The 19,998-nt window shown below is 71.3% G+C and carries 20 protein-coding genes; 14 read left to right on the top strand and 6 right to left on the bottom strand.

Going from position 1 to position 19,998, the window contains the following annotated elements; genetic code table 11:
- Positions 1–9 precede the first annotated feature (9 nt).
- From BJ971_RS31940 to dusB, 3 genes are read left to right on the top strand one after another with little or no spacing between them, the layout of a single operon-like run.
- Positions 10–510, top strand: a complete 501-nt coding sequence (locus BJ971_RS31940) for a hypothetical protein (protein ID WP_184996860.1) — start codon at positions 10–12, stop codon at positions 508–510.
- A 59-nt stretch (positions 511–569) separates the two neighbouring features.
- Positions 570–1,949 carry a glycine--tRNA ligase gene (locus tag BJ971_RS31935; protein WP_184996859.1) on the top strand — a complete coding sequence of 460 codons (1,380 nt, stop codon included), beginning with the start codon at positions 570–572 and terminating at the stop codon, positions 1,947–1,949.
- 2 nt (positions 1,950–1,951) lie between these two features.
- Complete coding sequence (dusB, locus tag BJ971_RS31930) at positions 1,952–3,082, top strand: tRNA dihydrouridine synthase DusB (RefSeq protein ID WP_184996858.1); 1,131 nt, start codon at positions 1,952–1,954, stop codon at positions 3,080–3,082.
- A gap of 68 nt (positions 3,083–3,150) precedes the next feature.
- Here the strand turns inward: dusB and BJ971_RS31925 are convergent, their stop codons facing one another.
- The 5 genes from BJ971_RS31925 to BJ971_RS31905 form a co-directional block, all read right to left on the bottom strand.
- On the bottom strand, positions 3,151–3,522 hold the full coding sequence (locus BJ971_RS31925) for a hypothetical protein (protein WP_184996857.1): 372 nt from the start codon (positions 3,520–3,522) through the stop codon (positions 3,151–3,153).
- Between the two features lie 55 nt (positions 3,523–3,577).
- A complete protein-coding gene (locus BJ971_RS31920) occupies positions 3,578–4,063 on the bottom strand; it encodes a roadblock/LC7 domain-containing protein (RefSeq protein WP_184996856.1) in 486 nt (161 codons plus the stop codon).
- A 53-nt stretch (positions 4,064–4,116) separates the two neighbouring features.
- A complete protein-coding gene (locus tag BJ971_RS31915) occupies positions 4,117–5,133 on the bottom strand; it encodes a MarR family transcriptional regulator (protein ID WP_184996855.1) in 1,017 nt (338 codons plus the stop codon).
- Between the two features lie 15 nt (positions 5,134–5,148).
- Positions 5,149–5,478: a hypothetical protein gene (locus tag BJ971_RS31910; protein ID WP_239087377.1), complete on the bottom strand. Its 330-nt coding sequence runs from the start codon at positions 5,476–5,478 to the stop codon at positions 5,149–5,151.
- 252 nt (positions 5,479–5,730) lie between these two features.
- Entirely contained in the window at positions 5,731–6,228 is a 498-nt protein-coding gene (locus BJ971_RS31905; protein WP_184996853.1) for a DUF4388 domain-containing protein, read from the bottom strand.
- 159 nt (positions 6,229–6,387) lie between these two features.
- On the opposite strand from BJ971_RS31905, the gene BJ971_RS31900 reads away from it, so the two are divergent.
- Positions 6,388–6,753 carry a VOC family protein gene (locus BJ971_RS31900; RefSeq protein WP_184996852.1) on the top strand — a complete coding sequence of 122 codons (366 nt, stop codon included), beginning with the start codon at positions 6,388–6,390 and terminating at the stop codon, positions 6,751–6,753.
- Here BJ971_RS31900 and BJ971_RS31895 read toward each other — a convergent pair.
- Positions 6,747–8,336 carry a methyl-accepting chemotaxis protein gene (locus tag BJ971_RS31895; protein ID WP_239087378.1) on the bottom strand — a complete coding sequence of 530 codons (1,590 nt, stop codon included), beginning with the start codon at positions 8,334–8,336 and terminating at the stop codon, positions 6,747–6,749. The two genes, BJ971_RS31900 and BJ971_RS31895, sit on opposite strands and share 7 nt — an antisense overlap.
- 44 nt (positions 8,337–8,380) lie before the next feature.
- Here BJ971_RS31895 and BJ971_RS31890 point away from each other — a divergent pair, with 44 nt between their 5' ends.
- The 10 genes from BJ971_RS31890 (at position 8,381) to BJ971_RS31845 (ending at position 19,998) form a co-directional block, all read left to right on the top strand.
- Positions 8,381–9,601 carry a deoxyguanosinetriphosphate triphosphohydrolase gene (locus BJ971_RS31890; RefSeq protein ID WP_184996851.1) on the top strand — a complete coding sequence of 407 codons (1,221 nt, stop codon included), beginning with the start codon at positions 8,381–8,383 and terminating at the stop codon, positions 9,599–9,601.
- 19 nt (positions 9,602–9,620) lie between these two features.
- The gene (dnaG, locus tag BJ971_RS31885; RefSeq protein WP_184996850.1) at positions 9,621–11,471 is read left to right on the top strand and encodes a DNA primase; all 1,851 of its coding nucleotides are present in this window, start codon (positions 9,621–9,623) and stop codon (positions 11,469–11,471) included.
- Positions 11,468–11,998: a hypothetical protein gene (locus BJ971_RS31880; RefSeq protein ID WP_184996849.1), complete on the top strand. Its 531-nt coding sequence runs from the start codon at positions 11,468–11,470 to the stop codon at positions 11,996–11,998. The genes dnaG and BJ971_RS31880 overlap by 4 nt, the downstream gene beginning before the upstream one ends.
- 32 nt (positions 11,999–12,030) lie before the next feature.
- A complete protein-coding gene (locus BJ971_RS31875; RefSeq protein WP_184996848.1) occupies positions 12,031–12,951 on the top strand; it encodes an ABC transporter ATP-binding protein in 921 nt (306 codons plus the stop codon).
- Between the two features lies 1 nt (position 12,952).
- On the top strand, positions 12,953–13,705 hold the full coding sequence (locus BJ971_RS31870) for an ABC transporter permease (RefSeq protein WP_184996847.1): 753 nt from the start codon (positions 12,953–12,955) through the stop codon (positions 13,703–13,705).
- Between the two features lie 13 nt (positions 13,706–13,718).
- Complete coding sequence (locus BJ971_RS31865) at positions 13,719–14,528, top strand: ABC transporter permease (RefSeq protein ID WP_184996846.1); 810 nt, start codon at positions 13,719–13,721, stop codon at positions 14,526–14,528.
- 218 nt (positions 14,529–14,746) lie between these two features.
- Entirely contained in the window at positions 14,747–15,946 is a 1,200-nt protein-coding gene (locus BJ971_RS31860; protein WP_184996845.1) for a YhjD/YihY/BrkB family envelope integrity protein, read from the top strand.
- Positions 15,947–16,178: 232 nt separating this feature from the next.
- Positions 16,179–17,357 carry an ROK family transcriptional regulator gene (locus tag BJ971_RS31855; protein WP_184996844.1) on the top strand — a complete coding sequence of 393 codons (1,179 nt, stop codon included), beginning with the start codon at positions 16,179–16,181 and terminating at the stop codon, positions 17,355–17,357.
- Positions 17,354–18,910 (top strand): sugar ABC transporter ATP-binding protein, encoded by a 1,557-nt coding sequence (locus BJ971_RS31850; RefSeq protein ID WP_184996843.1) that lies wholly within the window; start codon positions 17,354–17,356, stop codon positions 18,908–18,910. Before BJ971_RS31855 ends, BJ971_RS31850 begins: the two co-directional genes overlap by 4 nt.
- Positions 18,907–19,998: an ABC transporter permease gene (locus tag BJ971_RS31845; protein WP_184996842.1), complete on the top strand. Its 1,092-nt coding sequence runs from the start codon at positions 18,907–18,909 to the stop codon at positions 19,996–19,998. Before BJ971_RS31850 ends, BJ971_RS31845 begins: the two co-directional genes overlap by 4 nt.

Genomic DNA, 19,998 nt, shown 5'->3' with positions numbered 1-19,998 from the left:
CTTGGACGCATGACCCTCATCGGGGAGCAGCTGCCACCGCCACCGCCGCAAGGCCCCGGCGTGTTCCCGCCGTTCCCCGCGCCGCCGGTCGAGGGCCGCGGCCGGCGCCTCGGCATGGGGCTCGGCATCGGCGTCACCGTGCTCGTGCTGGCCTGCGGCGGCGGGGTCGCCGCGGCGGCCGGGCTGATCACCGTCATGGGCAGCGCCCTGAGCGAGCAGGCCGAGGTCGTCGTCGGCGACTACTTCGACGCCCTCCAGGACCGCGAGTGGGCGCAGGCCTACGACATGCTCTGCGACAAGGCGAAGGACGAGGAGACCGAGTCGCAGTTCATCAGCCGGGTCTCCGCCGACGAGCCGATCGCCACCTACGACGTCGGCGACGTGGAGCTGGTGCAGCTCTCCACGCCGGTGAGCGTCACGTACACCAACGGTGACACCGCCGAACTCCGCGCCTACCTGGGGCAGAACCGTGAGACGGGCGGCTTCGAGGTGTGCAGCGTCGAGGAGTAATCTCCTGATTTTGTCCGACCTCTCAGTCCCCGCCGACAACCAGCCGGCGTAGGAGGAACATGCCCGCCGATCGCATCGACGCCGTAGTCAGCCTGGCCAAGCGCAGGGGCCTGGTATTCGGATCCAGCGAGATCTACGGAGGCAGCCGCTCGGCGTGGGACTACGGTCCGCTGGGCGTCGAGCTGAAGGAGAACGTCCGCCGGCAGTGGTGGCGCACCATGGTCCAGCAGCGCGACGACATCGTCGGCCTGGACTCCGCCGTCATCCTCGCCCGCGACGTGTGGGCCGCCTCCGGCCACCTCGACGCGTTCGTCGACCCGCTTACCGAGTGCCAGTCGTGCCACAAGCGGTTCCGCGCCGACCACCTGGAGGAGGCGTACGAGCAGAAGCACGGCGCCGCCCCCGCGTCGCTGAGCGAGCTGAACTGCCCCAACTGCGGCAACAAGGGCACCTTCACCGAGCCGAAGATGTTCAACGGCCTGATGAAGACCTACCTCGGCCCGACCGAGAGCGCCGAAGGGCTGCACTACCTGCGGCCCGAGACCGCGCAGGGCATCTTCGTCAACTTCAACAACGTGGCGACCGCCGCGCGCAAGAAGCCGCCGTTCGGCATCGCGCAGGTCGGCAAGTCGTTCCGCAACGAGATCACCCCCGGCAACTTCATCTTCCGGACCCGCGAGTTCGAGCAGATGGAGATGGAGTTCTTCGTCGAGCCGGGCACCGACGAGACCTGGCACGAGTACTGGCTCGAGCAGCGCTGGAACTGGTACCGCGACCTCGGCCTGTCCGAGACCAACCTGCGCTTCTTCGAGCACCCCAAGGAGAAGCTCTCGCACTACTCGAAGCGCACCGTCGACATCGAGTACCGCTTCCAGTTCGGCGGCACCGAGTTCGCCGAGCTCGAGGGCATCGCCAACCGCACCGACTTCGACCTGAACACCCACTCCAAGCACTCCGGCGTCGACCTGTCGTACTTCGACCAGGAGAAGCAGGAGCGCTGGGTGCCGTACGTGATCGAGCCCGCCGCCGGCCTGACCCGCGCCGTGCTGGCGTTCCTGCTCGAGGCGTACGACGAGGACGAGGCACCCAACACCAAGGGTGGCGTCGACAAGCGCACGGTGTTGCGCTTCGACCCGCGGCTCGCGCCGATCAAGGTCGCGGTGCTGCCGCTCTCGCGCAACCCGGAGCTCTCGCCGAAGGCCCGCGGCCTGGCGGACCTGCTGCGCAAGCGCTGGATGGTGGAGTTCGACGACTCGCAGGCGATCGGGCGCCGCTACCGCCGCCAGGACGAGATCGGCACGCCGTTCTGCGTCACCGTCGACTTCGACACCCTCACCGACGACGCGGTGACCGTCCGCGACCGCGACACCATGAAGCAGGAGCGCGTCAGCCTCAGCCAGATCGAGGACTACCTGATCAAGCGCCTGCCGGGCTGCTAGCGATGTCGACGTCGCCGCTGATGCTGGGTGACCACGAGGTGTGGCCGCCCGTGGTGTTGGCGCCGATGGCCGGCATCACCAATGTCGCGTTCCGGCGGCTCTGTCGGGAGCAGGGTGGTGGCGTCTACGTGTGCGAGATGATCACCACCCGGGCGCTGGTGGAGCGGATTCCCAAGACGCTGAAGATGATCGAGTTCGGGGCGGACGAGAAGTTCCGCAGCCTCCAGCTCTACGGCGTCGACCCCGACGTGACCGCCGCCGCCGTGCGGATGGTCGCCGAGGAGGGCTGGGCGGACCACATCGACCTGAACTTCGGGTGCCCGGTGCCCAAGGTCACCCGCCGCGGCGGCGGCAGCGCCCTGCCGTGGCGGCGCCGGCTGTTCGGCCGGATCGTGCGGCAGGCGGTCCAGGCTGCGGCCCCGGCCGGCATCCCGCTGACGATCAAGATGCGCAAGGGCATCGACGACGACCACCTGACCTACGTCGAGGCCGGCCTGATCGCGCAGGAGGCCGGCGTCACGGCGGTCGCGCTGCACGCCCGTACGGCGGAGCAGCGCTACTCGGGCACCGCGGACTGGGACGCGATCGCGACCCTCAAGCAGGCCCTCGACGTGCCGGTGCTGGGCAACGGCGACATCTGGGAGGCCTCGGACGCGCTGCGCATGGTCGAGCACACCGGCGTCGACGGCGTGGTCGTCGGGCGCGGCTGCCTGGGCCGGCCCTGGCTGTTCAAGGACCTCGAGGCGGCGTTCGCCGGCCGGGCGTCGCAGGAGCTGCCGAACCTTGGGCAGGTCGCGGCGATCATGTCCCGGCACGCGCACCTGCTGGTGGACGCGCTTGGCGACGAGCGGCACGGCTGCGCGGACTTCCGCAAGCACGTGGCCTGGTACCTGAAGGGCTTCCCGGTCGGCGGCGAGCTGCGCCGCTCGCTGGCGATGGTCACGTCGCTGGCGGTCCTGGACGACCTGCTGGCGAAGCTCGACGGCGCCGAGCCGTTCCCGCGCGAGTCGCTGGGACAGCCACGCGGCCGCATCAACGCGCCCGGCAAGGTGTCGCTGCCGTACGGCTGGCTGGAGAGCCGCGACGACGACACCGTTCCGGAGGGCGCCGAGATGGAGAACAGCGGCGGCTGACGGACCGATGGAAATGGAAACGGGGAGGGCGCGACGCCCTCCCCGTTGCCTTTCCGGATCCGACCGGATCAGACGTCCAGGTCGGCCTCGATGCGCTTCAGGTGGTGCCGGGCCATGGCGAGGTTCGAGCGGTCCCGGCGCAGCGCCACGTACAGGAACAGGCCCTTGCCGGAGCGGCTCGCGAGCGGCCGGATCATGTGGTACTGCGTGTCGAGAGTGATGAGGATGTCCTCGATCTTCTCGGTGATGTTCAGCATCTCCATCGCCCGGAGCTTGGCGCGGACCACATCCGTGTTGCCGGCCGCGGCGACCGTCAGGTCGATCTCCTTGCCGCCGCCGGCCGTGCCGAGGGCCATGCCGCTCGTGTGGTCGACCAGCGCGACGCCGATGGCGCCGTCGATGTCCATGATTTCCTTGAGCGCGGTGTCCATGTCAGCCATGGGATGGTTCCTCCGTCTTCGGGATGGTGGGTGAGGCGCTTGGGTAGTGGCGTGCTCAGCCGGCCTGCCGGCCGCGGAACGTGTTCTGCAGGGTGGCCATGGGCGTACGCCGTGCCAGCGGCGTACTCGGCCCCATCTGTGTCGGTATCTCCGTGCGGTTCGTGGCCTGTGCCTCGAGGACGAGCATCTTCACGAGTCGCCTGACGGTTCGGCGTGCCTCGAGGTGCACCATGGCCAGGTTGGCGTCGCCGGACGTGACGAGGGTCAGCAGGGCGTTCGGGCCCGCGGTGTACGAGGTGATGTATCCGCGGTCGCACTCCACCACCGACTCGCGCAGATCACCGTGATCGACGGCGTGCGCGAATCGACGGGCGAGGGCGAGGTGGGCGGCGGCGAGGGCCGCAAGACTGTCCGGCTCGATGCCGTGCGCGTCGTGCGCGACCACCATGCCGTCGGCGGTGGCGAGGACACTGCCGGAGAGCTCGGGCACCCTTTTACGAAGGTTGCCGAGTTCCGTCAGTACCGCCGGATCCACCGTCATCCTCGGTCTCTCCTTTCTGGTCAGGCCCGGTTAGCGGGTCGGTGGTGCGCGGGTCACCGCAGCGCTCTCAGCGCGGTACGTATGCGTTTGAGAAGGACTTCATCGGTGCCGGGATGGGTGTGCTCGGTGTCCGCGGCGATTTCTTTCGGCAGCTTGGCGCCCGGCTTGCGCCGGGCCAGCCGCGGCGGGCGGTAGACGGAGCCGTTCGCCGTGGCCGGGTCGGGTTCGAGCACATTCGGGGGCGGGTCGCCCGAGGTCGGGCGCGCGCCGGTGATGATGGGCACGGTCGGGCCGTCGGCCACGCCGACCGGCTGCCGCTGTACGTCGACCGAGGTGCCACGCGCGCGCGGTAGCCGTACGAAATCGGGCTGGCCGTCCGGGCGCTCGCGCGGCAGGGGACGCTCGATCAGGCCGAGCGCCGCCAGCCGGCGCAGCTCCTGGATCGTCGCGTAGCCGGCCCGGCCCAGCAGCTGGGCCAGGTCCGCCGGCGTGCGCTGGCCGTCGGCGCTGACCAGCAGCTCCCACTGCGGGGCGGTGAGCGTGATCCGTTCGAGCGGCGGCCGCGGCACCGGGATCACCGCCTCGGTGTCGATCTCCGGGTGCGGGAAGATCTCGTCGAGCAGCCGGGCCCGGCGGCGGGCCTCGCGGGTGACCGCCGCCGGGTCGACGCGGACCACCTGGCCGAGCCAGTGCGTGGCGCCGTCCAGGAAGTCGACCGGGGCGGAGGCGGGGGAGAGGGCGAAGTACGCGGCGTCGTAGGTGGCGCCGAGCACGCACAGCTCGAGCTCCCCCTGCGTCAGATGGCCCTGTTCGAGCAGCAGGTGCCCGACCTGGGCCCGTGAGGTCCCGGCGTCGAGCGCCGACTGCCAGGTCCGGGCGGCTAGCCGGCCCGACGCCGTCAGCAGCTCGCCGACGCCCGGCGCGGCCGGCGACTCCGCGTACGCCACCTGCCCCTCGATGAGGTAGACCGTGCCGCCGGGCTGGCCGCCGACGACCAGGGCGCCCGTCCGCCGCTCGCCCGCGACCTGCGTCAGCAGGCGCCCGGGCGCAGCGGTCTTCGAGGGCTTCACCTTGACTCCTCACTGCTAGGTCGCTACGAGTTCATCGGCCAGGGTCTCCATGCGGCGCCGGGCGACGGCGAGATTGCCGTGGATCCGGTCGAGCCAGACGTAGAGCACCAGCCGGCTGTCGAAGTCGGTACGGACGAGCCGCAACAGGTGATAGCCCCCCGCGGTCGTGATGATCAGGTCCTCGAGCAGGTCGTGTGGTACCGCCGAGACGAACAGTGACCGGCTCTGCGCGGCCTGCACGACATCCGCCGTGCCCGCCGCCGCGGCCTGGTGGTCCTCGTTGGGTGCGGCCCCCGTCGTGGCGACCGGGAACCCAGTGGTGTAGTCGACGATGCTGGCCCCCACCGCGCCAGGAATCGCCATGGCCTCTTGCAGACAGTTCTCAACCCCGGGCACATCTCTCCTCAGCCGAGCGATGCTCCCGCCAAACGCCTCGCCCGGCCGCTGGCGGGACGGCGAGGCTTTGTTGCCACGGTCGGCCGGGGTGTTCCTCGTGCTGGGGCGCGCAGATCGGGTCCTGCCCGCCGTCACAATGAGCCATCCTGCGGCCACGCTGCGATCTAGGGTCGCACCCGGTGTGCGTCATCTTTTCCGTGCTCATTTCGTTGCCCGCGCGGGCCTGCGTGCCCGGGAAACGGCACGTGGCCGATGCGGCGCCGGGCAGTTCAGCAGCCGCTTCGCGGTCTCGTGCACGAGCCCGCCGAGCTCCACCTGCGCGACCGTGCCGAACCAGTGCCGCTCGCCCGGTACGAAGCGCACGGGTGCGTCGCACTGGAGCAACTCATGGGTTGCCGCGGTGATGGCGGCGACGACCCGGCAGGCCAGCTCGTGGTGGCCCAGGTGGCCGTCGCGCAGCAGCGCGCGGCCGACGGACCGGGTGTCCACTCCCGACTCGTACGCCGAGCGCCAGGCCGCCTCCGACAGCCGCCCGCAGGCGACCAGCCGTTCGCCGATGCCCGGGCAGGCCGGCGACTCGGCGTAGGTCAGCCGTCCGCTGACCAGGTAGAGCACGCCGCCGGGCGGGCCGTCGATGCGCAGCGCGCCGGTGCGCCCGGCCTCGGCCAGGTTGATGAGCAGGCGGCGCAGTGCATTCACGGTGGCTCCTCGGCGGAACGGGCATCGACCTTCCTTTGAGTCTCGAACGCCGCGCCGTATGAGGTCGCACGGATGGTGCGTCGCCGACACCATGGCCGGAAGGCGTCGGGCGCGTAACATGATCGCCACTTTTCGATGGCGTTTCGTGGAGGTTTGCCGATGCCGAGTCAGTGGGAGCAGATCGTCGTCGACGCGGAGGACCCGGCACGGCTGGCGCGCTGGTGGGCGGCGGCGCTCGGCTACCAGATCGTGCACGAGGAGCCGGACGAGGTGGAGATCCGGCGGAGCCCGGACGCCCTGCCCGGCCTGCTGTTCGGCGCGGCGCCGGACCCGAAGACGGTGAAGAACCGGCTGCACATCGATCTGCGCCCGGACGACCAGGAGGCCGAGGTCGAGCGGCTCGTCGACATGGGCGCCCGGCCGGTCGACATCGGCCAGCACGACGTGAGCTGGGTGGTGCTCGCCGACCCGGAGGGCAACGAGTTCTGCGTGCTGTCGTCCCGAAAGGCCGGTGTGGCTCAGTAGGTGAACTGACCGATCAGGCCCTGTATCTCGCCGGCGGCCGTGCTGACCCGCTCGGCCGAGACCCGGGTCGTGTTCGCGCCGTCGGCGGTGGACCCGGTGGACGCCGTGATGTGGGTGAGCGTGCCGCTGATCTCGGTGGCGGCGGTCGACACCTCGCCGACGTTGCGGGCCATGAGCTCGGTGGTGGCCGACTGCTCCTCGACGGCCGCGGCGATCGTGCGCTGACCGTCGTCGATCTTGCTGATCACCGCGGAGACGGCGTTGATCGCCTCGGCCGTACGGGAGGTCATGTCCTGGATCGCGGCGATCCGGGCGGTGATGTCGCTGGTCGCCTGTGCGGTCTCCTGAGCCAGGTCCTTGACCTCCGAGGCGACGACCGCGAAGCCCTTGCCGGCGTCACCGGCGCGGGCCGCCTCGATGGTCGCGTTGAGCGCCAGCAGGTTCGTCTGCTCGGCGATGGTGGTGATCAACTGGACGATGGTGCCGATCTCCCGGCTCGCCTCGCTGAGCGTGCCGACAAGCGTCGTGGTCGAGGCCGCGCTCTCGCCGGCCGCGGCCGTGGTGATCGCGGCGTCGCTGGTCTGCCGGGCGATCTCGCGGCTGGACGCGGACAGCTCCTCGGTCGCGGTCATCATGTCGATCACGGAGAGTGACACCTGCTGGGCGGCGGTGTCCGCGCTGCGCGCCTGCGTCGAGGTCTGCTCCGCGGTCGTGTCCAGCTCGCCGGCCAGCCCGCGGAGGTCGCCGCTGGCGGCGGTGAGGTCGCCGACGCGAGCGGCGGTGGCCGCCACCGTCGTGCGGATCGAGTTCAGCGCCGCGTTCAGGGCCCGGGCCATCTCGCCGAGTTCGTCGCCGCGGACCACCTCGGCCTCCACGGTCAGGTCGCGGTCGGCGGCGGCGCGCAGGGCCGTCAGCATCTGGCGCAGCGGCCGGCGGACCGCGCGGATGGTGAAGAAGGCCGCCGCGGCGGTCAGCGCGGCGCCGGCGAGGCCGGCCAGCAGGATGAGCACGTCGCTGGTGCGGCTCGAGTCGCTTCCCGCGCCCTCGGCGTCCTTCACCGCCTGAAGCATCGCGTCGTCGATCGCGCCCATCTGCTCCTCCAGCGCGCCGAAGGACTCGAGGAACTCCGGCAGCTTCGCCACCGCGGCCGCGTGGTCGGTTCCGGCGAGCGCGACCAGGCCCTTCGCGGCCTCCCCGTACGCGACGACGGCCGGGCGCACCTGGGCGTACTGGTCGGCGAGCGAGTCGGGCGCCTCCTCTGCGGCGGCGTCGTACTTGCTCACCAGCGTCTCGGCGTGCTCGGACACCTCGGCGACGCCGTACGCCTCGCGCTGCTGCGGCGTCAGCGCGAACATCGCCGACATCACGTCGCCGCGCAGGGCGTCGTGCATCATGTCGGCGTTCCACTGGCTGCTCATGCCGTCGCTGGTCGAGGCCATGTCCCGGGCGGCGGCGGACTGGTTCGCCGACCCCCAGTACGCCGCCGCCATGACCAGTGCCACGGCTGCGACGCCGACGGTGGCCATCAGGACCAGGCGCGCGACGATGGTGAGACGGGATCGGGTGTACGAGTCGGACGTCACACCAATCGCATCGGCGGCCCGGGCCGACGCCTTAGGGTGTGGACATGACGGACGGCGATGCGCTGCGCTGGGCGCACGAGCCCGCCAAGGACAGCGGCTACGGCCGCACCCAGTTCGAGCGCGACCGGGCCCGGGTGCTGCACTCGGCCGGGTTCCGCCGGCTCGCCGCCAAGACCCAGGTGCACACGGCCGGGTCGGACGACTTTCTGCGTACGCGGCTGACGCACTCGCTCGAGGTCGCGCAGATCTCCCGCGAGATGGGCACCCGGCTGGGCTGTGACCCCGACGTGGTGGACGTGGCGGGCCTCGCGCACGACATCGGCCACCCGCCGTTCGGGCACAACGGCGAGGCGGCCCTGAACGCGGCCGCGCAGCCCTGCGGCGGCTTCGAGGGCAACGCGCAGACCCTGCGGGTACTCACCCGGCTGGAGGCCAAGGTCGACGGCGCCGGCCTCAACCTGACCCGGGCCTCGCTCGACGCGAGCTGTAAGTACCCCTGGCCGCGGCGCCCCGGCCAGCGCAAGTTCGGGGTGTACGACGACGACCGCCCGGTCTTCGACTGGATCCGCGAGACGGCGCCGGCCGGCGAGCGGCAGTGCCTCGAGGCCCAGGTCATGGACTGGGCCGACGACGTGGCCTACTCCGTGCACGACGTCGAGGACGGCGTGCACGGCGGCTACCTCTCGCTGCGGCCGCTGCTGCTGGACGCCGACGAGCGCGCCGAGCTCTGCGCCGATGTGGCGGGCGCCTACTCGCAGGAGAGCACCGAGGCGCTCGGCGAGGCGCTGCGGCTGCTGCTTGCCGACGAGGTGGTGATCGCCGCGGCGGGCTACGACGGCGGGCGCCGCTCGCAGGTCGCACTCAAACGCATGACGAGCGTGCTGACCGGCCGGTTCGTCTCCTCGGCGGTCGGCGCGACGAACAGCCGGCACGGCTCGGCGCCGGTACGCCGGTACGAGGTCGACCTGATCGTCCCGCGTACCGTCCGTAACCAGTGCGCGCTGCTGAAGGGCATGGCGTTGCGCTACGTGATGCGTGCGCGGGCCGCCGAGCAGTGGTACGAGCGGCAGCGTGAGATCCTCACCGACCTGGTCACGCTGCTCAGCGAGCGCGCGCCGGAGCACCTCGACCCGATGTTCGCGGAGCTGTGGAAGGCCGCGGAGAATGACGCCGCGCGACTGCGGGTGGTGATCGACCAGGTCGCCTCGCTCACCGATCCGGCGGCGGTGGCCTGGCATCGGACCCTCATGGCGGACGATCGTTAGCGCGAGGCAGTATGTAGCGGTGGCGGGCAGGGTCAAGGACGAGGACATCGCGCTGGTCCGCGACCGGACCTCGATCGCGGAAGTGATCAACGAGACCGTGACGCTGCGTTCGGCGGGCGGCGGCAACCTCAAGGGCCTGTGCCCGTTCCACGACGAGAAGACGCCGTCGTTCACCGTGTCACCCGCCCGAAATGTGTATTTCTGCCACGGTTGCGGCGCCGGCGGCGACGCCATCAAGTTCCTGATGGACGCCGAGCATCTGACCTTCCTTGAGTCGGTCGAGCGGCTGGCCGGCAAGGCCGGCATCCAGCTGCGCTACGACGAGTCCGGTTTCAAGAACGACGGTCCGCGCCAGCAGCCGGGTCAGAAGCAGCGGCTGATCGCCGCGCACGCGGCCGCGGCCGAGTTCTACTCCGACCAGCTGACCACGGCGGGCGCGCGCATCGCCCGCGAGTTCCTCGCGCAGCGCGGCTTCGGCCGTGCCGCCGCCGAGCGCTACGGCTGCGGCTTCGCGCCCGACGGCTGGGACCAGCTCACCAAGCACCTGCGGCAGAAGGGCTTCACGGCCGAGGAGCTGACCGCCGGCGGGCTGGCCAAGCCGGCCCGCTCCGGCTCGCTCATCGACCGCTTCCGCCGCCGGCTGCTCTGGCCGATCCGCGACCTCACCGGCGACGTCATCGGCTTCGGCGCCCGCAAGCTGTTCGAGGACGACGACGGCCCGAAGTACCTGAACACCCCCGAGTCGCCGCTCTACAAGAAGTCGCACGTCCTCTACGGCATCGATCACGCCAAGCGGGAGATGGCCAAGCAGGGCCGGGCGGTCATCGTCGAGGGCTACACCGACGTGATGGCCTGTCACGAGGCCGGCGAGCCGACGGCCGTCGCCACCTGCGGCACCTCGTTCGGCATCGACCACATCGGCGTGCTGCGCCGGCTGCTGATGGACAGCGACAGCTTCACCGGCGAGATCATCTACACCTTCGACGGCGACGCGGCCGGCCAGAAGGCGGCCCTGCGCGCGTTCGAGGAGGACCAGCGCTTCGTCGGGCGCACGTTCATCGCGGTCAGCCCGGACAACATGGACCCCTGCGAGCTGCGGCTGGCCAAGGGCGACCTGGCGGTCCGCGACATGATCGCCAGCCGCGAGCCGCTCGTCGACTTCGCGCTGCGGCAGACCCTGTCCCGCTTCGACCTGGACACCGTCGAGGGCCGGGTCGAGGCCATGCGTCGCGCGGCGCCGCTGGTCGCCAAGATCAAAGACCGGGAGAAGCGCCCCGAGTACGCCCGCAAGCTCGCCGGCGACCTCGGCATGGACCTCGAACCGGTGCAGCGGGCCGTGGCGTCGGCGTCCTCGCCCGAGTCGTCGCACGGTTCCGCCGCGCCGCGCCGGGCCGCCGACAGCCCGCAGCGCCTGGTCGAGCGCGAGGCGCTGAAGCTGGCCCTCCAGCACCCGGTGCTGGCCGGCCCGATGTTCGACGCGCTCGGCCCGGAGACCTACGGCGATCCGGTACTGCAGGGCATCCGCAAGGCCGTCGCGGCCGCGGGTGGCACCGCCGCGGCGACCGGCGGCGCGAGCTGGATCGAGGCCGTCCGCGACGCCTGCGACGACCTGGGCGGCAAGGCGCTGGTCGGCGAGCTCGCGGTCGTGCCGCTGCACGTCGACGGCGAGGCCGACCTGCGCTACGTCCAGGTGACGCTCGCCCGGCTTCAGGTCGGCGCGGTCACCACCCGGATCAAGGAACTGAAGTCCAAGGTGCAGCGGATCAACCCCGTCGCGCACCGGGACGAATACCTGGCACTGGCCGGGGAGCTCTTCTCTCTCGAACAGCACGCTCGCGCGCTGCGCGACCAGGCGGCAGGTGGATTGTGAGAATCTTTCGTCGGAGCCCGAAGATCCCCGCGGCGCTGAGCCCCGCCCTCGAGGCCGAGGAGCGGATCCTGGCCTGGGCGTACGTCGGCGAGCCGGGCGAGCGGGTGCTGGTGGCCACCAACCGGGGGCTCCGGCTGCCGGACGGCCGGCGGCTCGGCTGGCACGAGATCCACAAGGTCACCTGGTCCGGCCGCGAGCTGCTGGTCACGCCCGCCGAGACGGCCCGGGAACGCGACGGCTACACCGTCCAGATCGATGCGCCCGTCGTCGGCTTTCTGCTGCTGGAGCCCGGCGAGCTGCCCGACCAGGTGCGCACGCGGGTGACCCGCTCGGTCGCGTACACCTCGCACCACCCGCTGCCGCCCAGCGGCGGCGTCCGCGTCGTCGGCCGCCGGGTCAGCGGCGCCGACGGCCTGATCTGGGCGGTCCGCTACGACGCGAGGACGGCCGTCGACGCCGACCCGATCGTCGAGGTCACCGACCAGCTGGTCGACTCGGCCCGAGAGGCGAACACGCCGCCCGCGTAGTTTTGTCGGACCCGTTCACTAGGGTCGGCCGGGTGACACTCATTCACGCCCGGGGGCTGGTCAAACGCTTCGACGGGTTCACCGCGGTCGACGGCATCGACGTCGACGTGGAGCGCGGCGAGGCGTTCGGCTTCCTCGGCCCCAACGGCGCCGGCAAGAGCTCCACGATGCGGATGATCGGCTGCGTCTCGCCGCCGACCGCCGGCACGCTGAGCATCCTCGGCATGGACCCGCTGCGCGACGGGCCGGCGATCCGGGCGAGGCTGGGCGTCTGCCCACAGCTCGACAACCTCGACCTCGAGCTGACCGTCCGGGAGAACCTCACCACCTACGCGCGCTTCTTCGGCATCGCCCGCAAGGTTGCCCGGGCCCGCGCCGCCGAGCTGCTCGACTTCGTGCAGCTCACCGAGCGGGCCGACAGCAAGGTCGAGCCGCTCTCCGGCGGCATGAAGCGCCGGCTCACCATCGCCCGGGCCCTGGTCAACGAGCCCGAGATCGTGCTCCTCGACGAGCCGACGACCGGCCTCGACCCGCAGGCCCGGCACCTGGTCTGGGAGCGGCTGTTCCGGCTCAAGCGCCAGGGCGTGACGCTCGTGCTCACCACCCACTACATGGACGAGGCCGAGCAGCTCTGCGACCGCCTGGTGGTGATGGACGGCGGCCGGATCGTCGCGCAGGGCTCGCCCCGCGCCCTGATCGAGCGGCACTCGACCCGCGAGGTGGTCGAGCTGCGCTTCAACGCGGAGTCGCAGGACCCCTTCGCCGGCAAGCTCGACGGCGTGGGCGAGCGCATCGAGGTGCTGCCCGACCGCATCCTGCTCTACGTCGCCGACGGCGACGCCGCGGTCGCCGAGGTGCACCGCCGCTCGCTCGCCCCGGACAGCGTACTGGTGCGCCGCAGCAGCCTCGAGGACGTCTTCCTGCACCTCACCGGCCGGACGCTGGTGGACTGAGATGACGCGCTACGTCCTGGAATACCACCTCGTCAGCTACCGGCGGATCTGGCGCGCGAGCGTGCTCTCGTCGTTCGTGCTGCCGCTGCTGACCATGCTCGGCTTCGGTGTCGGCGTCGGCGCGTACGTGACCGGCGGCGTCGACGGCGTGCCCTATCTCGACTGGATCGTCCCGGGCCTGATCGCCTCGACCGCCATGCAGGTCGCGATGAGCGACTCCACCTGGCCGGTGCTGGGCGGCTTCGAGTGGCAGCGGCTCTACTTCGGCCAGGCGGCCGCGCCGCTGCGCGTCGCCGACATCCTCGACGGGCACCTGGCCTTCATCGTCTTCCGCACGCTGACCAGCTGCGGCGCGTTCCTGCTGATCGCCACGGCGTTCGGCACGGCGCACTCGTGGTGGGCGCTCGCGACGCTGCCGATCGCGGCGCTCGTCGGCCTGTCGGTGGCCACCGGGACGTTCGCGTACTCGGCGACGGTCCGCAGCGACAGCTACCTGGCGATCCTCTTCCGGCTCGGGATGATCCCGATGTCGCTCTTCTCCGGCGTCTTCTTCCCGGTCGAGTCGCTGCCGGCGCTGCTGCGCGGGATCGCTTATGTGCTGCCGCTCTGGCACGGCGTCGACCTGAGCCGGGCCGCCATGCTGGGCGTCGCGCCGACGTGGTCGATGACCGGACACCTGCTCTACCTGGCCCTCTGGGCCGGTCTCGGCTGGCTACTCGCCCTGCGGCAGTTCCGCCGCCGGCTCGTGGTGTGAGAGGACTCCGCAGATGGTGACCCTGCTCCTGCCACGGATGATCTTGTTCGGGGAGACCGCGCGGCGTTCGGCGTCGATGGTCGAGCGCAACGCGGCGACCCTGCGCTCGGCGTACTGGCTCGTGATGGCGTCGGGCTTTCTCGAGCCGGTCCTCTACCTCTTCTCGATCGGGGTCGGCGTCGGCTCGCTGGTCGGCGACCTGACGCTGCCGGACGGCCGGGTGATCGGCTACGCGGCGTTCGTGGCACCGGCGATGCTCGCCGCGTCGGCCATGACGGGCGCGCTGTCGGAGACCACCTTCAACTTCTTCGGCAAGATGAAGTTCATGAAGCTGTACGACGGGATCCTGGCGACCCCGGTACGGCCGATCGAGATCGCCCTGGGCGAGCTGGCCTGGGCGATGATCCGCGGCAACATCTACGCGGCCGCCTTCCTGGTGATCATGGTGGCGATGGGACTGACCACGGCGGGCCTGGCGCTCGGCGCGTTCGCGGCGGCGATCCTGGTCGGCTTCGCCTTCGGCGGCCTCGGCATGGCGCTGTCGACCTTCATGCGCAGCTGGCAGGACTTCGACCTGGTCGGGTCGGCCCAGTTCGCGCTCTTCCTGTTCTCGGGCACGTTCGTGCCGGCCGAGTCATACCCGCCGGTGCTGCGCTGGGTGGTGGAGGTGACGCCGCTGTACCGCTCGGTCGACCTGATCCGGGCGATCACGACGGGCGCGGTCGGCTGGCTCCAGCTGGCCGACGTGCTCTACCTGCTCGTCCTGCTGGCGATCGGTCTGACCGTCGCGGGCCGCCGCATGGGCCGGCTCCTCTGCCGGTGACCCCCGCCCCGCCCGGACGGCTTCACCGCGCCGGCCGGCCGGTCAGACGAATCCGGCCCGCGGGCGGCGGCTCCATCGAGGTGCGCGGCGGAGGTTAGGACCGCCGTCTGCTGGGCAAACACTCCTTGACCGCCCTTCGCGCGGGCCGCCCGCGGGGGCGGCGCGGCGGCGGCAGAGCGGCAGATGCCACGACGTGCCCGCCAGGAGGTGTCCCCGCAATGAGGCTTCTCCCGAGGTCCAGCCACTCGGCCGACAAGAACGCCGAAGACCCGGCGGAGGGCGCGGCCGGCCGGCCCGCCGATGCGCCGCCGGACGCCACGCCCGCCGCAACCGGTGGCGTGCACCGGGCTCCCGACAGCCCCGCCGAGGCGCGCGCCGCCGGGGCTCGCGACACCGACCGGAGCGGTCTCGACCTCTCGGGCACCGGCACGGACGCCGGCGGTGCCCGGCCGGCACCCGGCCCTGACGCGGGCCCGAGCGGCCCGGCGAAGCTCGGGCGCAAGGGCATCCTCGAGGCGCTCAAGCGCACGTTCAAGCAGTTCTCGGAGGACAACGTCACCGACTGGGCGGCGGCGCTGACCTACTACGGCGTGCTGTCGATCTTCCCGGGTGTCCTGGTGCTCGTGTCGGTCCTCGGCATGCTGAGCGACAACGGCCAGAAGGCCGTGCAGGACACCGTGCAGGAGATCGCCCCCCGCGAGATCCAGACCCTGCTCGACCAGGTGCTCAGCCAGGTCTCGGATCCGGGCACGGCCAGCCTGGCCGCCGTCGTCGGTATCGTCGTGGCCTTCTGGTCGGCGTCCGGTTACACCGGCGCCTTCATGCGCGCCTCGAACTCCATCTACGACGTGCCGGAGGGCCGGCCGATCTGGAAGACCCTGCCGATCCGGCTCGCCGTCACCGCGGTCATCGGCCTGATGCTGATCGCCTCGGTCTTCATCCTCGTGTTCACCGGCAAGGTCGCCGAATCGACCGGCCGGAGGATCGGCCTGGGCGACGCCGCGATGGACACGTGGAGCATCGCGAAGTGGCCCGTCCTGATACTGATCGTCAGCCTGATGTTCGCGATCCTCTACTGGGCCTCGCCGAACGCGAAGACCGGCGGCTTCCGCTGGGTCAGCCCGGGCGGCATCTTCGCGGTGGTGCTCTGGATCGCCGCCTCCGGCGCGTTCACCATCTACCTGGCCAACTTCGACAGCTACGACAAGACGTACGGCACCGTCGCCGGCCTGATCGCCTTCCTGGTCTGGCTGTGGATCTCGAACATCGCCATCCTGCTCGGCGCCGAACTCGACGCGGAACTGGAGCGGGGCCGGGCCATCGCGGCCGGCCACCCCGCCGACGACGAGCCGTTCCTCCAGCTTCGCGACGACCGGAAGCTCAAGAAGGGCAGCGAGAAGGGCCTGGGCGCCACCTAGTCGTTCCTCCCCCGCCCGCCGGCGGCCGTGTACCTGGCTCGGGTGCACGGCCGTCGGCCTGTTCTCCGGCCTTGATCTCGTGCGCCGGGCCACCCCTGCCACGGACTTTTGAATCAGGCGACAAAAGTTTCCCTGAATCAACGAGAAGGTATGGACGTGCGCGGCGGAAGGGCCCTAGTGTGACGGGCGTGACACCGCATGTTTCAGCGGTGTGAACGGCCCGGAGGTGCCCGTGCATGTCATCGACGCTCCCCATCTGCGCCTGCTGCGCCTGCTGCGGGACGAGGGGCCGATCTCGCGTGCCGAGCTCGGTGACCGGCTCGATCTGACCCGTCCCCGCCTGCTCGCGGAGGTCGAGCGGCTCGTCGCCGCCGGCTACATCGCCGAGGCCGGCATGGCCGCCTCCCGGGGCGGCCGGCGCTCCACCCTTGTCGAGTTGCAGCCGCAGCTGCGCTTCGCCGCCGTCGACCTCGGCGCCAGCTCCATCGACATCGAGGTCACCAACGGCCGGCTCGAGCCCGTCGCGACGTACCAGGAGGCCGCCGACATCCGGTCCGGGCCCAAGGCGATCCTGCACCGGGTCAACGAGTTGCTCGCCAAGGCCCGCACCGACGGCGCCTACGAGCGGCTCGACGCCGTCGGCATCGGGGTGCCCGGCCCGGTCAGCTTCCGCGACGGCGTGCCGGTCTCCCCGCCGATCATGCCGGGCTGGGACCGCTATCCCGTCCGGGAGTCGCTGGCCCGCGAGCACGGCTGCCCGGCGGTCGTGGACAACGACGTCAACATCATGGCGATCGGTGAGCGGCACGGCGGTGTCGCGCACTCGGTCGACGACTTCCTCTTCGTCAAGATCGGCACGGGCATCGGCTGCGGCATCCACCTCGGCGGCGACGTCTACCGCGGGGTGGACGGCTGCGCCGGCGACATCGGCCACATCCAGGTCGACGCGCACGGTCCGATGTGCTCGTGCGGCAACGCGGGCTGCCTCGAGGCGCTCTTCAGCGGCGCCGCCCTGGCCCGGGACGCGCTCGCCGCCGCCCGCAGCGGTGAGTCGCCGGCGCTGGCGGAGCGCCTGGCGGCGGGCGGCGGGATCGGCGCCCGCGACGTCGCCGACGGCGCCGCGGAGGGCGACGTCACCTGCATCCGGCTGATCCGCGACGGGGGCCGCCGGCTCGGCGCGACCCTCGCCACGCTGGTGAGCTTCGCGAACCCGTCGATGATCGTCATCGGGGGCGGGCTCGCCCAGCTCGGCCACATCCTGCTCGCGGAGATCCGCAGCGTGGTCTACCGCAGGTCGCTCCCGCTCGCGACCGGCAACCTGCCGGTGGTGCTCAGCGAGCTGGGCGCCCGCGCGGGCGTGAGCGGTGCGGCGGTGCTGGCCAGCGACACGGCCTTCGAGCAGGCGTCATGACGGCCCCGGAGGCACCGGCCGGCCCGCGGGCCGCCGAGCCCGCCGGCGAGGTCGTGCTCCGGCTCGAGGGCGTCGTCAAGACCTTCCCCGGCGTGCGGGCGCTCGACGGCGTCGAGCTGGAGGTCCGGGCCGGCGAGGTGCACTGCCTGCTCGGCCAGAACGGCGCCGGCAAGTCCACCCTGATCAAGGTGCTCGCCGGCGTGCACCACGCCGACGAGGGCAGCGTCACCTGGCTGGGCGAGTCCTTCGCCCCGGCCAGCCCGCAGGCCGCCATGCGTGCCGGCATCGCCACCATCTACCAGGAGCTCGACCTCGTCGACGACCTCTCCGTCGCCGAGAACGCCTTCCTCGGCCACGAGGAGAGCCGGGGCGGGTTCCTGCGCCGGCGCTCCACCGCGGCCAAGACCAGGGAGATCCTGGGCCGGCTGGGGCACGCGCACATCTCACCGCGCAGCCTGGTCCGGTCGTTGCCGGCGGCCGGCAAGCAGATCGTCAGCATGGCCCGTGCGCTCTCGCACGACGCCCGGCTGATCGTCATGGACGAGCCCAGCGCCGTGCTCGCCCATGACGAGGTCGAGAACCTCTTCCGGATCATCCGCGAGCTGACCTCGCACGGCATCGCGGTCATCTACATCTCGCACCGGCTCGAGGAGATCCGCGACATCGGCGACCGGGTCACCGTGCTCAAGGACGGGCGGACCACGGCCGCGAACCTGCCGGCGCGCGGCACGCCGACCCGGGACCTGGTCAGCCGGATGACCGGCCGCACCATCGAGTACGTGTTCCCGCCGCGGGTCGAGGCCACGCCGAGGGAGCCGCTGCTCGTCGTCGACAGGCTCACCCGCGAGGGCGAGTTCGCGGACGCGTCGCTCACCGTCGGCGCGGGGGAGATCGTCGGCATCGCCGGGCTGGTCGGCTCGGGCCGCTCCGAGCTGCTGGAGACGATCTTCGGGGCGCGGCGGGCCGACAGCGGCACGGTCACCCTCGACGGCAAGCGGATCCACACGATCGGCGCCGCGGTCAGGCACGGCATGGGCATGGCGCCCGAGGAGCGCAAGAGCCAGGCGCTGCTGCTGGACCTCCCGATCTACCGCAACATGACACTCTCGTCCTTCGCCGGGTACGCCCGCGGTGGCTTCACCAACACCGGCAAGGAACGGGTCGCCGCGGCGAAGACCGCCGACCTGCTGGAGCTGCGCCCGCGCGACGTGGGCCGCGCGGTGCGCACCCTCTCCGGCGGAAACCAGCAGAAGGTCGTCGTCGGACGGTGGCTGCTCGGCGGCACGAAGCTGCTGCTGCTCGACGAGCCGACCCGGGGCGTTGACGTCGGCGCCCGGGCCGAGCTCTACCAGGTCATCCACGACCTCGCCGCGCGCGGCGTCGGCGTGCTCCTGGTCTCCAGCGAGGTACCCGAGGTCCTCGGCCTCGCGGACCGGGTGCTGGTCATGCGCGAAGGGCACCTGATCCACGAGGCGCCCGCCGACGAAATCGATGAAGCAACGGTCCTGGACCTCGTGATGGCGGGGTCGCTGATGGAAGGGGAGCCGGCATGACGGATCAGAGCACCAAGCCGAGCGTGCCGGCGCAGAATCCGCCGGGGCAGGGCGCGCCGGCCGGCGTGCACAAGAGCGGCGGGGGCCTGCTGCGGGCCGACTGGCTCAAGGGCGACAACGCGGAGTCGCTGCGCCGCAACCTGGGCCTGGTCGGCGTGCTCGTCGTTCTGGTGATCATCGGGATCATCACCAGGCCCGAGCTCTACAGTGACCCGACCTGGGTCAAGAACAACATCTTCACGATCCTCCAGCAGGCCTCGGCGATCGGCGTCGTGACCGTCGGGATGACCTTCGTGATCATCGGCGGCGGCATCGACCTCTCGGTCGGCGCGATCATCGCGCTCGCCGGCGTCTGGTCGACGACGCTCGCCACGCAGAGCTACGGCGCGGCCGGCATGATCTTCACCGCGCTCGTCGTCGGCGTCGCGGTCGGCCTGGTCAACGGCGTGCTCATCTCGTACGGCCGGCTGGTCCCGTTCATCGCGACGCTGGCCATTCTGGTCTCGGCCCGCGGCCTGGCGGCGCAGATCTCCGGCAAGCAGACGCAGGTCTCGACGAACCAGACGATCAACAGCATCGCTACGACGAAGATCCTCGGCATCCCGCTCCTGGTCATCATCCTGGGCGTGGTGGTGGCGGCGGGCTGGGTCCTGCTCAACCGCACCACCTTCGGGCGGCGCACCGTCGCGGTCGGCGGCAACACCGAGGCGGCCCGGCTGGCCGGCATCAACGTGCGCTGGCACACCGTGCTGCTCTACGCCCTCTCGGGCCTGTGCTGCGGCATCGCCGCCATCATGCTCACCTCGCAGGCGACCAGCGCGCAGGCCGCGATGGCGAACCTCTACGAACTCGACGCGATCGCCGCGGCGATCATCGGTGGCACGTTGCTCAGCGGCGGCCGCGGCACCATCATCGGCGCTCTCTTCGGGGTGCTGGTCTTCTCCACCATCACCAACCTTTTCGCGATCAACAACCTCTCCACCGAGGTCCAGAACATGGTCAAGGGCGGCATCATCGTCGTGGCCGTGCTCATCCAGCAGTTCCGTTTCCGCTCCGTGACCCAACTCCTCGGGCGCAAGCCCCTCTAA

This window comes from Amorphoplanes digitatis (assembly GCF_014205335.1).
Taxonomy (GTDB): Bacteria; Actinomycetota; Actinomycetes; order Mycobacteriales; family Micromonosporaceae; genus Actinoplanes; species Actinoplanes digitatus.
This window is presented reverse-complemented; position numbering and strand designations above follow the sequence as displayed.